Source organism: Psychrobacter proteolyticus, from assembly GCF_039762275.1.
Taxonomy (GTDB): Bacteria; Pseudomonadota; Gammaproteobacteria; order Pseudomonadales; family Moraxellaceae; genus Psychrobacter; species Psychrobacter proteolyticus_C.
This window is the reverse complement of the sequence record NZ_JBDLOB010000001.1, coordinates 682,474-696,961: the sequence shown is the minus strand read 5'-3', so window position 1 is coordinate 696,961 and position 14,488 is coordinate 682,474. Positions and strand designations below refer to the sequence as shown.

Genomic DNA, 14,488 nt, shown 5'->3' with positions numbered 1-14,488 from the left:
ACCACCTATTGATTTGTCTTTTTGATTCATGCATCTTTTATTTATCGCTTATTGATGAATATCAATCGCTTTAAATGTCAAAGTATCACCTGCGTTAAGCAACGTCGGAGAGGTCTTGGTTAAATCAAATAAAGCAGTATCCGTCTGGCCTAGTAACTGCCAGCCACCTGGAGACTCAAAAGGGTACACCCCTGTCTGCTCGCCACCGATACCCACTGAGCCTGCGGGCACTTGGGTTCTAGGTACGGCATGCCTTGGGAAGTATAAGGACTCAGACAAGCCGCCAAGATAAGGAAACCCTGGCTGAAAACCGATAAAGTAAACGGTATAAGTGGCTTTAGTATGTAGCTCAACAATGGCTTCAACCGAGAGGTTTAAGTCATTCGCCATGGCTACCAAATCAGGGCCATACTTGCCGCCATAATGCACTGGTATCTCGATGTGTTTGCCCTGGATGGTTTTTGAAGGGATATCATTGAGCAGATCTGATAGCTTATCTTTAAAGGTAGTAAGCTCAGCCCAAGTTAATGGCACGATGAACACACTGAGCGTATTCATACCAATCACCACTTCGATGACTTCTGGCATTTTCTGGATACTGTCTGATAAAGCCCAGCATTTTTGTTGTTTTTCTAAGGTGGTTGGTTTAGGGAAAAACAACGCGAGATTGGTTTCACTGCATAGTTGCCATTGTAGTTCCATTAGCACGTGCTCCATTATTTTTTTATCTGCTATAGTCAAATCACCTATAAATTGGATACGCTGTCAGGCTCGCTTAGTCTACGACTTGTAGTACTTTCACTCGCCTTCTTTGTATCCAAATTATATTGAACCGACTATATCTTGATTCTGACGCTTCTGACGCTAATGTCAGATTTGGTTTTCATTTTTGCAGACCAGAATTGCTTTATATATTGTCTTGTATCCATTGTTCTAGATAATGGATGCTCATTTGCCCTTCACAAAACACCTCATCTTCAAAGAGGCGTTGATGCAGACCAATATTGGTATCAATACCGGTAATTTGCGCTTCTGATAATGCCGCACGCATTTTTTCTATCGCTTTTTCTCTTGAACGATCTTGTACACATATCTTGGCAATTAAACTGTCATAAGATGGCGGCACGGTGTAGTTCGATTCAGCATGACTATCCACTCTGATACCAAACCCTGCTGGCATGTGGCAGTAGTCTATTCGCCCGGCATTTGGTAAAAATGTCTGCGCGTTTTCGGCATTGATACGACACTCAAAAGCGTGTCCGGTAATGGCGATATCACTTTGTTTGTATGCCAATGGAAGCCCTGCAGCTACTCTGATTTGCTCTTGCACAATATCAACGCCCGTCACCATCTCAGTGATGGTGTGCTCAACTTGCACACGAGTATTCATCTCGATAAAGAAGAATTCGCCGTTTTCATATAAAAACTCAAACGTACCTGCGCCTCTATACTGCATTTGCTCACAAGCCGTGACACAGGCTTGGCCGATTTTTTGGCGCTGCTCTTCGGTGATACCAGGTGCTGGCGCTTCTTCAATGACTTTTTGATGACGACGCTGCATAGAGCAATCACGCTCGCCTAAATAAATAGCATTACCATGAGTATCAGACATGACTTGCACTTCGATATGACGCGGTGCTTGTAGGTATTTTTCAAGATAGACAATGGAACTACCAAAATTGGCTTTGGCTTCTGTTTGCGTCATAGAAATCGCAGAGAGTAAGTCGGCTTCTTTTTCGACCACACGCATCCCACGACCGCCGCCACCGCTTGCCGCCTTGATAATGACTGGATAACCGACCTCATTGGCAATCTTGATAACTTGCTCTGAATCAGCAGGCAATGCGCCATTCGATCCAGGTACACAGGGCACGCCAGCCATCGTCATTTGTTTTTTGGCTTCAACCTTGTCGCCCATGTTTCTGATATTGTCAGCCGTTGGGCCAATAAACGTGAGACCTGAACCTTCAATCAAGGCTGCAAAATCAGCGTTTTCAGACAAAAAGCCATAGCCTGGATGGATCGCTTGTGCGTTGGTGATTTTTGCAGCAGAAACCAGCGCTCTTTGGTTGAGGTAGCTGTGCGTGGCATTGGCAGGCCCGATGCATACTGCTTCATCGGCTAGGCGCACGGGTAACGAGTCTTTGTCTGATTCAGAATGGGCAATGACTGATTGAATGCCTAGCTGCTTACAAGCTCGGATAATACGTAGAGCAATCTCGCCGCGATTGGCAATTAAGATTTTTGTGAGCATGTTTATTCCCTTAAAAATATAGTGTCAAATACAGTGTTTGTACAGCGTCTATACAATATTGAGCGGCTATTGAGTGACTTTAACTGTTTGGCTCTATAACAAATAAGGGCTGGGCGTACTCTACGACATCACCTTCATCGACCAAAATCTCTTGAAGCGTACACGCAGTTTCTGCTTTGACCTCGTACATCATTTTCATGGCTTCAATGATGCATAGTGTCTGCCCTACTTCCACCTTATCTCCTACCTGAAAAAACACTTCTGCTGTCGGCTCAGAGCGAAGATAAAACGTACCTAGCATAGGCGCTATTACTTGGGATTTTTCCACCTCTGTAGTCGCAGTTTTATCACTACGATCACTGTCTACATTGGTATTATTATCCGTACTATTTTGAGTGGTTTCGGTTTGAGGCTCTGAATGAGACGCCGTTGGGTTGGGAGTATGAGCGATATGATTGCCGCTACTTTGGTTGTCGTCAGACTGGCAAACGATAGAAATACGTGCATCACCGTCAGTGACTTCTAGAGATTTTATATCGGCGCATTCTGCAAGTTTGATCAGTTTTTCAAGATCCGTGAAATTGATATTCATATGATTGGCTATTCCGTTAGAGTGAAAGTGAACAATTATTTTTTATAAAAAATTCGTACCTAGTGATGTATGTAAAGTGTGATTGTTGAACGATATGTGACAATTTATTGATTGGCTTATTAAGATAATAGTTTGAAATTAATTATCTCTATGCGTATTAAAAATGCTGTTGTCATCAGAAATTATAGAACTGCCAAGTCTTCATCTCTTGGGTCGCAGATAAACATATGTCCTGGTGAATGCGTTATCATCAGCTCTGGCTTACTAGTCATAGCAATACTTTGCGGCGTCACACCGCAGGCCCAAAATACAGGGACTTCGCCTTCTTTTATGATGGATGCATCACCAAAATCAGGCGCATGAATGTCGGTTATACCGATGACACTAGGGTCTCCGATATGAATAGGCGCGCCATGTACTTGCGGAAATCGAGAGGTGGCTTGGACGGCTCTAGTGATTAATGGATAAGGTATTGGCCGCATGCTAACCACCATTTTCCCATGAAACTGTCCTGCAGGCTCAGTTTCTATGTTTGTGATATACATTGGCACATTGTGATTGTCTTCGATATGTCTGATAGGAATAGACGCATTGAGCATGGCAGACTCAAAGGAAAAACTACATCCTAAAAGAAAGCAGACCAAATCCTCTCTCCAGTAGTCTTTTAGATCTGACACCTCAGCCACTAATTCGCCAAATTTGTATATCCGATACTTTGGGACATCAGACCTCAAGTCTGCGCCTTTTGCCATGAGACGTGGCTCTGCACTACCGACATCTGTTACATCTAAAATAGGACAAGACTTTGGGTTTCTTTGTGCAAACAATAAAAAATCATAGGCCAAATTTTTGGGCACTATGACTAGGTTTGCTTGTATGTGACCTTTACACATGCCAGAAGTCGGCTTGTTAAGTGCATTTTTACTGATTAACGCTCTGACCTCTGTCGGCGTCATATTTGCTAAATCTAACATTATTACAACCTCTTACGCTTTATTATTTTTAGCAGATAAAAGTTTATGATTTGTTTTATATTGGTATGGCTATTTATAATTTTATTTCATATATCGAGAACTATTATTATCGTTATGTAACTTATCAGAACACCTTCGATATGACAAGATATGAATACAGAAATATGTGATGAACATGATGAGTGATCTTCTTGAACGCACAGTTAAGGATGCAAATTGAACTATGAATAATGTCAAAAAAAAGGGCTCAAGCGTCGAGCGAGTTTTGCAAATCGTAGAAGTATTGGCTAGATCTTCTAAGCCTATGGGCGTTATTGACTTAGCAGAAACATTGGACATCCCTGTACCTAGTATGTACCGATTGTTAAATCAGCTACAACCGCTTCAATTTGTCCAATTAGATTTGCATGGAAAAGTAACCTGCGGAAAAAGAACGCATGACCTAGCTTTAGACCTGTGGAAAAATAGTCCTTTTAAAGCGGAAAGGTTGGCGATATTACAACAGCTTTCTGCCAAAATTGGTGAGTCGGTAGGGATTGCGGTGTTGCAAGACTTAGAAGTGGTGTATATCGATCGTGTGATATCTGACTGGCCTGTCCAAATACAGTTACCTACCGGAACCAATATACCTATCTGGGCCTGTGCCAGTGGTAAATTACTATTGACGCAGTTGGCAGATAATAAGTGCGAGCGTATTGTAGAAAAACTATCGTTACAGGCGCTCACGACCCATACTCAGACTGACAAAAAACAACTCATGACGTCCATTGCTGAAGTACGTAAGACACAGATAGGGACAGATAATGAAGAGTTTATTCCTGGTATGGTCGCCTGTGCTGTCCCGATTCCGAATGGTGAACAGCCCGCATTTGCTACGGTATTTACTCATAGTCCTACTGTCAGAAAATCTTTGGATGAGCTACTGAGCTATGTGCCTGTCATGCAAGAAGCTGCCAATGAGCTATCTGTTATTTTCAATCAAGAATATAATGAGTAGCCTGTCATAACATGCTATAACGATTGTATCTCAAGCCTTTTAAGCGTTGATACGAATATGAATGCTTTGAGGTTGTAGATAGCACACTTCCCTTATATCAACGCTCATTTCCTACTTTTATCTTCTCAACCAAGAAATCGACGGCGGCTTTTACTTTTGGTACTAGATAGCGCTGCTTTTGATACAGCAGATATACGGCCATATCAGCGTGCTGCGTGATTGCTAATGGATGCTCAAATTTAATCTCTTGCAATGCGCCTGACTCAAGATATGAGGATAGTGCCCATCGAGTGGACATCAAAATCCCTTCACCATCACAAGCCTTTTTTGCTAGCCATGGTCCATTGTTTGAAATTGCCACTGCAGGTCCTGAGACATCATGCCACTGATCGTCCACATAGCAGAGCCAAGGTGTTGGCCCGTTTGGGGCTTTGAAATACAGACCTTTATGTTCTTTCAACTCCATCACATGACTAGGTGCGCCATGCATCTCTAAATAACTGGGCGACGCAACCGGTATAAACCCATTGTCCATGAGCCTAATGGCAAGCACTCGCTCATTTGGTGCATAACCCCCGCGAATCGCAATATCGACATCGTCACGTCCTAATGCCGATAGCTCATCACTGAGACTGACATCTAGCACAATCTCTGGATACAACTCACCAAACTCATCTAGCAGTGGTAGCAGTATCTTTTCACCAAAACCCACCATAGAGCTGATGCGCAACCGCCCCATTGGCGTCGTTTGATAACTGCGTACTGTCTCTTTGCTTTGCTCGAGCTGATCTAGTACTTGCTGCATATCGTCATAATAAACCTGCCCTACTTCGGTCAATTTAACGATTCGAGTCGAACGCTTTAACAGTGTCGCGCCCAAGCTCTTTTCTAAATCAGATACCCGTCTCGATAGTGAGGATGGTGGCACTTTGAATGCATTTGCCGCCTTAGTAAAACTGCCCGTTTCTACGACTTTGCTGAAATACTTGATGGCACGTAATTGATCCAACTGACCTCTCCATTTAGATGAATATGTGAGCATTTTCGCTTTATTATTGTCTTAAAAGCAATAGTGATTCACGTTATTCCTTATATATAACCACATTAAAACCAGTAATAATGTGTTTAACTTAGGGCGTGCTTGATATTCGACCATGGCACTGACAGAGACTATTTTTTAGACAGTTCGACGTTAAAAATAGTAAGTTTAGTCATTCTAAGCGTCTATGTTTTAACAATGAAGTGGCAAAAAATAGTCCTGTCTCCTTCTGTTTATATTGGAGCTGATGCTAAAACTGCCCCATACTGTGTTGTAAATCTAGTTAAGGCACGAGCATTACCGTCGTTTTACGCCTTGTCTGGAACCGTTTTAGCAATCAGCAGTGCCTATTTGTGAATATCAAACATGCCCTAAACGTTGCAATGAAAACGCGATTAAAAATAACTTTTACGTCAACAATGGAAGAATGACTTATGATTACTTTGCACGGCTTTGCTGCAAGCAACTATTACAACATAGTAAAACACGCTCTTTTATATAAGGGCATTCCGTTCCAAGAGGACCTTTTGTACGCTGGTAGTGATGATCTGCTGACCGTCAGTCCAGTGGGTAAAGTACCTGCAATCACCATGCCTGACGGTTTTAATCTGTCAGAATCTAACGTGATTTGTGACTTTTTGGAAGAAACATATCCTGAAAAGCCGCTATATCCTACCGATGCAGCAGAACGCGCGACTGTACGTCAGATTATGAAAATAGCAGAGCTGTATTTTGAGCTACCAAGTCGTCGTCTGATTCCATATGTATTTTCTGGTACTCAAGCACCTAACGCAGTCAAAGAGGAAGTCCGTCAAGTATTGGGCCGCGGTATTATTGCTATGAATCGCTTATGTCAATTTTCGCCTTGGATTGCAGGCGAGCAATTCACCATGGCTGACATCTATGTGCATCACGTCAACACTATTGTCAACGCTTTTGGAGCGACTCAGCTTGAGTGGGATGTATTGGCAGAAGTGGACGGAATGAAAGAATGGAACAAAGCCATGAGTGAAACCGACATTGCAAAAAGCGTTCAGGCAGACAGTCAAGCAAACATGCCTGAGTTTATGCAACACGTTAAAGCTCTAATCCAAGCCGCAAACGCTAAATAACCTGTGGCAATGTGGTCACTAAAAATGAGCCACATTAAGAAAATTACTAAAATCCAATAACCTAAAGAACGACCAATACCGTAAAAGGATTGGTCTAAAAATCCAACTATTTGCAGGAGCAAATCTTATGACCGATAAAAATAAACAACTGGTTTCAACCATCAGTGATGACAACAAATTAACCCTGTCTTTAAAAGACATCGAGATGCCGCAACCCGGTGCTGACGAAGTTGTCGTTCGCATGGAAGCCATGCCATTAAACCCCTCTGACTTTGGTGTGATGTTCAGCGCCGCTGATATGTCAACCGCTGTACAATCAGGCACTGATGACAGCCCGATCATTACCGCTGATGTGCCTGCGAAATTCATGCCATCACTCAAAACGCGGGTAAATAAAGACACCCCTGTCGGTAACGAAGGCGCTGGTACAGTCGTCGCAGCAGGCTCATCAGAAGCCGCACAAGCACTCATGGGCAAAATGGTTGCGGTGATTGGTGGCGGTACATATCGTCAATACCACTGTGTTAATGTAAGGAGCTGCATAGAAATGCAAGACGGCACGACAGCTACCGAGGCCGCATCGTCTTTTGTAAACCCGCTCACCTCACTGGCAATGGTCGAAACCATGCGCGCTGAAGGCCACAAAGCCATCGTACATGCAGCAGCTGCTTCTAGCCTTGGTCAAATGCTAAACCGTATCTGTATGGCAGACGGTGTTGATTTGGTGAATATCGTCCGTAAAGACTCGCAAGAAAAGCTATTGCGCGATATGGGCGCAAAATATGTGGTGAACTCAAGCAGCGAGACGTTCCTTGCTGATTTGACCGCCGCGATTACTGAAACAGGCGCTACGATTTCGTTTGACCCTATCGGTGGCGGTAAGCTCACCAGCGATATTCTAAACTGTATGGAGGCAGCTATTACTCGTGATGTAGAAGAATACAGCGTCTATGGCTCAAATACCTTTAAACAAGCTTATATTTATGGCGCCTTAGACCGTGGTCCGATCACCTTAAACCGTAACTTTGGTTTCGCGTGGGGTGTGAATGGTTTCTTATTATTCAATGCACTTGGCAAACTTGGTAATGAAACGGTTCAGTCTATGCGCAAACGCGTGGCAGAAGAGATCACCACCACCTTTGCGAGCAGCTATACGCATGAAGTGACCCTAGAAGAAGCGCTACAGTTAAAATCAATCGCCGCTTATGGCAAACAGGCGACTGGTGAGAAGTACTTGATCAAGCCTCAAGTCTAATTGCAAGTTAAAGAACAGTTAAAAAAAGCAGATATCTATGATGTCTGCTTTTTTTTGTGCTTGTTAGTTATAGGAATCTTTTTTCAGATTCTTACTCTACAATGGTAGGCGGTAAGTAGATTGTAAATTCATTTATTGGCTCTACTAATACGCTATAAGGCGTATGTTGCTCGGCTTGCTCAACGATGCCTAGATCAGACAAAAGCTTGAAATTGGCTGATTTTAGTTTTGCTGGCTTGACTTTGAGTTCCTTGTGCCAGACCCGATAGGTGCCGACTTTATTATCCCTTCGATAATAAAACCCAGCAAGAGGATGCGTTAGATACACCAATGCTGACTCAGCATCAGGAAAACCATCAAATACCATCTCGTCGGATTCTGATTGCACGATATCAACAGACGCTTTCGCCCAACTAGATGATGTCTCCATATGGTACTTTTCATACAGCCCCGTTGATTCATTTAGTACACAATCGAAGTTTACTTCTCCGCTGTGCCATGGCAAATTCCATAAATATCGAGGAACTGCTAGCGTCCATGAATCGAGCGTTGTACCAAGAAACCATACACAGCGCTCACCATTTTTCGTATCGATGATATAAATACGGTAGTTCGTCTGCCCCATCGTAAATTTTGGGAAAGGAAAAACGGCTGAGGTAAAGTCGACATCGATAAAAGGTACTACCGATATTAAACCCATCTCTTGGCCGTCTATTTCTACGACATCTAGTTTGAATCGAGCAGGAAATAGCCCTTTGAATCTATCCGCTGGTACGGCATAAGTTATAATCGCGAAATGCTTCAGGCCGCAAAGAACATCTATACCTTTTGGCTTAGGTCTCTTAGTTATGTAATCTGCTAACTTACGCACTTCTTGCACAATACTTCCTTAAAGTTTTAACGCTTCGTTGAGAAGCAGTTAAGTTTTGAGATAAAATAATCAATAAAAGTAATAAGGATGGTTTGTCCTTGGTATTTCAAACATGGCACTACAGAAACTCATATTCAAAACCAATAACCTGTGATCAATCCTCTTAATATTTCACCCATTACTTTGCCACATTTTCGTCTTCTACAACATCTTAAAATACTATATATGACGCCATCTCATAATTCCATCAAACAACTTACTTGTAAACAATTGATTGTCAATAACTATAAATTTTATGGTAATTGCTTGTAGTTACTAGGAATGGTATCTGCTTTTTTGTCTCTAACTAAAAGTCATCGCCACTTCGTATTTACTCACAATTTGTATAGACCTCAACGAGAAAATCTTGCCCTGACGACACCGAAATCAGGCAATCAGATGCCAAAAGTAATCAATTAACATTATTACTAAACTTTTGGTTGCATCTAATCCTTATTACGCCTAGTATTTCGTCCCTTTAAATAACTCTATTTCTCAAAATATAGCTGATTCAGTTTGAAAGAGAGACAAGGCAACCGAGCGCAGATGTAACTGTGATACTTCAAGTGAGGTTAACGCTGTCACTCTTTTATAGAGGATTGACTATAGAGTCTTAGTAGATGTACCTATTCACTATAAAGAGGGACTTATTATGTCAATTGACGCAATCACAATTATTGACGGCGGCTTGGGTCGAGAGCTAGCCAAACGTGGCGCACCATTTCGTCAGCCTGAGTGGTCGGCGCTGGCAATGATAGAAGCACCTGAGATCGTCCGTGACGTGCACCGCGCCTTTATCCAAAGCGGCGCAGCGGTCATCACCACCAACAGCTATGCGCTCGTACCCTTTCATATTGGCGAAGAGCGTTTCGCCAATCAAGCGCAAGCGTTGGCTACCTCAGCAGGCGAGATGGCGCGCGCTGCGGTCGAGATGGAAGGCCGCAACACTAAAATTGCAGGTTCCATCCCGCCGCTATTTGGCTCATACCGTGCCGACTTGTTTGACGCCGATCATGTGGAAGATATCGCCACGCCACTTATCAAAGGCTTGAGCGAATATGTGGACTTTTGGCTCGCAGAAACCCAAAGCCTAATCGCTGAATCTGTCGCTGTTCGCGAGCTACTGGACACGCTCGATACTGACAATAAGCCGTTATGGGTTTCATTCACCCTAGAAGACAGCGAGCATCTCGATGTGCCGCGTTTGCGTTCAGGTGAGACGGTAGAAGAAGCCGTTACAAAAATGGCAGATATCAATGTAGAAGCGATCTTATTTAACTGCTGTCAGCCAGAAGTGATTGAACAAGCGCTTGATGTAGCGCAAAGCGTGTTGCAAGACAAGGATGCCGCGCACATCAAACTTGGTGCATATGCCAACGCCTTTCCACCACAGCCAAAAGACGCTACAGCGAATGATGGCCTCGATGAAGTGCGCGATGACCTAACCCCGCCTGCATACTTGGTCTGGGCAAAAAAATGGCAAACCCAAGGCGCATCACTGATTGGCGGTTGCTGCGGTATTGGCCCTGAACACATTCAGGCATTGAGCCAGCATTTCACAAGCACTTTGACAACAGGTACTTTAACAACAGATACTTTGACGACAGGCACCTCAACAAAATAGAGATCGCACGATGCAAAATGGACAAAAAATTGGGCTAACCGTGCTCACTGCCATCGTGTTTAGCTCGATGGTCGGTGCGGGTATTTTTAGCCTACCGCAAAACATGGCCGAAGTGGCAGGCGTGAACGCCATCATTACCGCATGGATCATCACCGGCGTGGGTATTTTGTTCCTCGCGGGCTGCTTTTTACATTTGTCACGCCTCAAGCCTGAGCTAGACGGTGGTATTTATACCTATGCCAAAACAGGGTTTGGCGATTTGGCAGGCTTCTTTTCGGCATGGGGTTACTGGCTGTGTGCGACGATTGGTGTGGTTGGCTACTTGGTCGTGGCGTTTGCCGCGCTGGGCAGCTTTATTGATACACCAACCAGTATTGTTTTTGGTGAAGGCAACACGCTGTGGGCGCTGGTCGGTGAGTCTATCATTTTATGGCTGGTGCATTATTTGGTACTGCGCGGCGTTAAGCAAGCGGCCTTTATCAATTTGCTGGCAACCTTGGCAAAAAGTTTACCGCTCATTGCTTTTATTGTGTTTGCCTATTATGCCTTTGATATGCAGACCTTTAATGCTGACCGCGCGGGAACGACTTTGGACGTGCCCTTTATGGAGCAGGTCAAAGGGACAATGCTGATCACCCTATGGGTATTTACGGGTATCGAGGGCGCGATTGTCTTATCGCAGCGTGCCAAAAAACGCGCTGATATCGGCCGAGCCACTTACATCGGTGTATTGTTTGCGTTGGTACTATATGTTGCCATTACCCTGCTCTCTCTCGGGGTCATGAGCCGTGTAGATGTGGCAGCGCTTAGTAACCCATCGATGGCGGGCATCATGGCGCAGATGACGGGCGATGTGGGTAAATGGGTTATCAGTATTGGTCTTATCATCTCGGTATTAGCATCTTACCTGAGCTGGATTCTCTACTCGGCTGAAGTGCCGTTTACCGCGGCGAAGTACAATGCGTTTCCACGTATATTTACCAAGCAAAACGCACAAGGCACGCCAACGGCATCATTACTACTAACCAGTTTGACCGTGCAGCTGTGCTTACTGATGATCTTTTTGACTGGTAAAGGCTATAACACCTTGGTGATTATCTCCACCTCGATGATTTTGATTCCTTACTTTTTAGTCGGGGCGTATTTGGTCAAAGTATCATTTGCACAATCAGAACGCTGGAGCATCAAAGCTATCGGTCTGGGCGCGAGTGTCTATGGTATCTGGCTAATTTATGCTGCTGGCGTGGATAACTTGCTGTTGTCCTTGCTGCTGTATATACCTGGCTTAGCGATTTTTTATTACAGCCGCTATCAGTCAAGAGCACTGCCGAAACAGACACATTAATTATTGTTTTTACGTTGAGCAAAGGAGCGGATATAGTTTTTAGTATATTTCTAAAATAACTGTGATAAATAAAAACAAGTCCAAAAAACAACGACTTTTTGGACTTGTTTATTCAGTTGTAAGGCATATCAGTAGTTATCATTCAGGTAGTTGCATGAATCTCAAGCACTGAGTATTGAGCAGGGAAAACCACTACATAGTCGTCTTTATGCCATAGCTAAAACTTAGTCAATAGCGCTTCAAAATCCTATAAAAAGATATATCTTATTGCCGATACTTTAATATGATCGTCTCAGGATAATCATTGGCATACTGGTAACCATCTAATATATTGTAGACCGTGACCGTGACCGTGACCGTGACCGTGACCGAATAGATAAAGTTGATTTATTATGCGAGTCAACACTAACAGTCGATCCAGACTATTATCTCGTTCGCAAAAAGAATTCGTCATCAACACCAATTATCGACGCTGTCTGGAACTGGTTTGTTACTCACAAGGCGCTTCATTAATCGGTGGCTGCTGCGGTATTGGCCCTGAGCATATTCAGGAATTAAGCCAACATTTAACTTGTCATAAGTATGCGTATTACATTCTTAACAGTCTACCCTCTCTCCCGCTACCCTGAAGCCTGTCTACCTGTTTGTATTAGTAGGACACCACTTAAAATCAGTACCAACGCTATAATTTCTAAGCTGGTGATGTCCTCTCCGATTACCGCGCCAATGATGACAGCAACGACTGGGGCAATATAAGTAGCACCAGCAGCCCGCACTGACCCTAACGTCTCGATAATAAAATAATAAATCAAAAAAGCCGCGCCAGTACCCAAAGCACCTAGACCAAGTATCGTTCCCCATATTGCCCTAGTATCTGTCGATAGCTGCGTTATACCATCGAAATCGATGAGTATCGAAAGCGTTATGACAGCCAACCCCACTTGCCAAGTGGCTAACGCCAGTGGCGGCAATCTCAGAGGAGACAGATAGCGCCGCGCATATACAAAAGACGCACCCACACTCAGAGACCCTGCCAACATCCACAAAACGCCAATGAGAGAGACACCAGTAGCACCTTGCCATGGTCGCGCACTTAATGCGATACCAGCAAATCCTAGCGCAAGTCCAATCGCCATTTGCTTGGTCGGACGCTCCTCAGGTAAGAACAGCGCCGCGCCCAAAAAGGTAAATATAGGGATTGAACCACTTAATAGACCTGCGATGCTACTGGGCAATAGCGCCGTACCTGCGACAAATCCATAATAGTAAAAAGACGTTGCGAGCACTGACATCACTATAAAGTGTGGCAAATGCTGTAACTGCGCCCGAGTAATTACTTTGCTGTGCAAAGCAACGGCAACCAATGGCAAAAACCCAAATAGCAAGCGTAAAAATACGGTTTGTGAGGGGCTGATTAGAGCCGTCGCCCATTTCATAAAAATAAAATTCGACCCCCAGATGATACCAAGTAGTACCAGTGCAGCATATGCTCGAAACATAACATTGGCCTTAACAAATAGATGAGCTACTTTTTTCAAACAGCTAGCGTCGACAGTGTTTTATTGCTTGTATTAACAGTCTGGTATTAACTATCTTGTATCAATAGGCTTGTATTGATTGACTCGTTACACAGAGCGAATGACGCCACCATCAACCCGTATATTCTGACCAGTGATATATCCAGCAGCTTCGGATAACAAAAAAGCAATCGTTGAGGCGATTTCTTCAGAAGTGCCATAACGTCCCATCGGCACACTCTCACGTCGCTCATCGACTTCAGGCAAACTATCAATCCAGCCAGGCAAGACATTATTAATACGCACACCTTTTGCTGCATAGTCATTTGAGAAAATCTTGGTAAAAGCGCCAAGGCTGGCACGAAAAGCCGTTGACGTAGGAAAAAGCGCAGTCGGCTGCGTTACCCAAGAGGTAGATATATTGACGATAGCACCGCTACCCTGTGCGACCATGATTGGCGTGACCAAACGAATTGCACGTACCGCACTAAGAAAGTAAACCTCTAGCCCCTTATGCCAATCCTCATCAGTGATGTCTAAAATAGGTGCACGCGGGCCGTGGCCAGCAGAGTTTACAAGCGCATCAATACGTCCCCACTGTTGCATCGCCGAATCAACCAATCGTTGTACATCTTCATTAATAAGGTTAGAGCCAGTAACCCCAATGCCGCCCAGCTCTTTTGCTAAAGCCTCACCTTTCCCAGAGGAAGATAAAATAGTGACATGATAACCATCTGCTGCAAGTTTACGAGCAGCGGCAGCACCCATGCCTGACCCGCCTGCGGTGATAAGCGCCACTTTTTTTGTCGTTGTAATATTATTCATCTGTCTTTCTCCATTAGTTATCGTTTCACTTATCATAACCAATA

Annotated in this window: 14 protein-coding genes; 6 read left to right on the top strand and 8 right to left on the bottom strand. The window is 43.9% G+C overall.

The annotated features are described in order from the left end of the window. Nucleotides 1-48: 48 nt before the first annotated feature. From pxpB to ABFV72_RS02745, 4 genes are all read right to left on the bottom strand, one after another. The gene (gene pxpB, locus ABFV72_RS02760) at nt 49-702 is read right to left on the bottom strand and encodes a 5-oxoprolinase subunit PxpB (protein ID WP_347162338.1); all 654 of its coding nucleotides are present in this window, start codon (nt 700-702) and stop codon (nt 49-51) included. 205 nt (nt 703-907) lie between these two features. After that, nucleotides 908-2,254: an acetyl-CoA carboxylase biotin carboxylase subunit gene (gene accC / locus ABFV72_RS02755; RefSeq protein ID WP_347162337.1), complete on the bottom strand. Its 1,347-nt coding sequence runs from the start codon at nt 2,252-2,254 to the stop codon at nt 908-910. A gap of 79 nt (nt 2,255-2,333) precedes the next feature. Then, nucleotides 2,334-2,846 carry an acetyl-CoA carboxylase biotin carboxyl carrier protein gene (gene accB, locus ABFV72_RS02750; RefSeq protein WP_347162336.1) on the bottom strand — a complete coding sequence of 171 codons (513 nt, stop codon included), beginning with the start codon at nt 2,844-2,846 and terminating at the stop codon, nt 2,334-2,336. Nucleotides 2,847-3,028: 182 nt separating this feature from the next. After that, nucleotides 3,029-3,820 (bottom strand): putative hydro-lyase, encoded by a 792-nt coding sequence (locus tag ABFV72_RS02745; protein ID WP_347162335.1) that lies wholly within the window; start codon nt 3,818-3,820, stop codon nt 3,029-3,031. A gap of 223 nt (nt 3,821-4,043) precedes the next feature. Between ABFV72_RS02745 and ABFV72_RS02740 the strand changes: the two genes are divergently transcribed. Beyond that, nucleotides 4,044-4,817: an IclR family transcriptional regulator gene (locus ABFV72_RS02740; RefSeq protein WP_347162334.1), complete on the top strand. Its 774-nt coding sequence runs from the start codon at nt 4,044-4,046 to the stop codon at nt 4,815-4,817. A gap of 97 nt (nt 4,818-4,914) precedes the next feature. Here the strand turns inward: ABFV72_RS02740 and ABFV72_RS02735 are convergent, their stop codons facing one another. Next, nucleotides 4,915-5,826, bottom strand: a complete 912-nt coding sequence (locus ABFV72_RS02735; protein ID WP_347162333.1) for a LysR family transcriptional regulator — start codon at nt 5,824-5,826, stop codon at nt 4,915-4,917. A 464-nt stretch (nt 5,827-6,290) separates the two neighbouring features. On the opposite strand from ABFV72_RS02735, the gene ABFV72_RS02730 reads away from it, so the two are divergent. Both ABFV72_RS02730 and ABFV72_RS02725 read left to right on the top strand, forming a co-directional pair. Next, a complete protein-coding gene (locus ABFV72_RS02730; RefSeq protein WP_179799421.1) occupies nt 6,291-6,968 on the top strand; it encodes a glutathione S-transferase family protein in 678 nt (225 codons plus the stop codon). 127 nt (nt 6,969-7,095) lie between these two features. Beyond that, entirely contained in the window at nt 7,096-8,223 is a 1,128-nt protein-coding gene (locus ABFV72_RS02725) for a zinc-binding dehydrogenase (RefSeq protein WP_347162332.1), read from the top strand. 91 nt (nt 8,224-8,314) lie between these two features. Here ABFV72_RS02725 and ABFV72_RS02720 read toward each other — a convergent pair whose 3' ends face one another. After that, complete coding sequence (locus ABFV72_RS02720; protein WP_347162400.1) at nt 8,315-9,094, bottom strand: DUF2071 domain-containing protein; 780 nt, start codon at nt 9,092-9,094, stop codon at nt 8,315-8,317. A 706-nt stretch (nt 9,095-9,800) separates the two neighbouring features. Between ABFV72_RS02720 and ABFV72_RS02715 the strand changes: the two genes are divergently transcribed. From ABFV72_RS02715 to ABFV72_RS13090, 3 genes are all read left to right on the top strand, one after another. Further along, a complete protein-coding gene (locus ABFV72_RS02715; protein WP_347162399.1) occupies nt 9,801-10,757 on the top strand; it encodes a homocysteine S-methyltransferase family protein in 957 nt (318 codons plus the stop codon). Between the two features lie 10 nt (nt 10,758-10,767). Beyond that, nucleotides 10,768-12,102, top strand: a complete 1,335-nt coding sequence (locus ABFV72_RS02710; RefSeq protein ID WP_347162331.1) for a basic amino acid/polyamine antiporter — start codon at nt 10,768-10,770, stop codon at nt 12,100-12,102. 392 nt (nt 12,103-12,494) lie between these two features. Beyond that, a complete protein-coding gene (locus ABFV72_RS13090) occupies nt 12,495-12,731 on the top strand; it encodes a homocysteine S-methyltransferase family protein (RefSeq protein ID WP_431192064.1) in 237 nt (78 codons plus the stop codon). Here the strand turns inward: ABFV72_RS13090 and ABFV72_RS02705 are convergent. Together ABFV72_RS02705 and ABFV72_RS02700 are read right to left on the bottom strand one after the other, a co-directional pair. Continuing rightward, complete coding sequence (locus ABFV72_RS02705) at nt 12,723-13,601, bottom strand: DMT family transporter (RefSeq protein WP_347162330.1); 879 nt, start codon at nt 13,599-13,601, stop codon at nt 12,723-12,725. The two genes, ABFV72_RS13090 and ABFV72_RS02705, sit on opposite strands and share 9 nt — an antisense overlap. A 126-nt stretch (nt 13,602-13,727) precedes the next feature. After that, nucleotides 13,728-14,444: an SDR family oxidoreductase gene (locus ABFV72_RS02700; RefSeq protein WP_347162329.1), complete on the bottom strand. Its 717-nt coding sequence runs from the start codon at nt 14,442-14,444 to the stop codon at nt 13,728-13,730. Nucleotides 14,445-14,488 lie beyond the last annotated feature (44 nt).

Coding starts and splice junctions, on each gene's coding strand:
- accC (WP_347162337.1), bottom strand. CDS start 2,254: ATGCTCACAAAAATCTTAATTGCCAATCGCGGCGAGATTGCTCTACGT.
- accB (WP_347162336.1), bottom strand. CDS start 2,846: ATGAATATCAATTTCACGGATCTTGAAAAACTGATCAAACTTGCAGAA.
- ABFV72_RS02740 (WP_347162334.1), top strand. CDS start 4,044: ATGAATAATGTCAAAAAAAAGGGCTCAAGCGTCGAGCGAGTTTTGCAA.
- ABFV72_RS02745 (WP_347162335.1), bottom strand. CDS start 3,820: ATGTTAGATTTAGCAAATATGACGCCGACAGAGGTCAGAGCGTTAATC.
- ABFV72_RS02725 (WP_347162332.1), top strand. CDS start 7,096: ATGACCGATAAAAATAAACAACTGGTTTCAACCATCAGTGATGACAAC.
- pxpB (WP_347162338.1), bottom strand. CDS start 702: ATGGAACTACAATGGCAACTATGCAGTGAAACCAATCTCGCGTTGTTT.
- ABFV72_RS02710 (WP_347162331.1), top strand. CDS start 10,768: ATGCAAAATGGACAAAAAATTGGGCTAACCGTGCTCACTGCCATCGTG.
- ABFV72_RS02730 (WP_179799421.1), top strand. CDS start 6,291: ATGATTACTTTGCACGGCTTTGCTGCAAGCAACTATTACAACATAGTA.
- ABFV72_RS13090 (WP_431192064.1), top strand. CDS start 12,495: ATGCGAGTCAACACTAACAGTCGATCCAGACTATTATCTCGTTCGCAA.
- ABFV72_RS02700 (WP_347162329.1), bottom strand. CDS start 14,444: ATGAATAATATTACAACGACAAAAAAAGTGGCGCTTATCACCGCAGGC.
- ABFV72_RS02705 (WP_347162330.1), bottom strand. CDS start 13,601: ATGTTTCGAGCATATGCTGCACTGGTACTACTTGGTATCATCTGGGGG.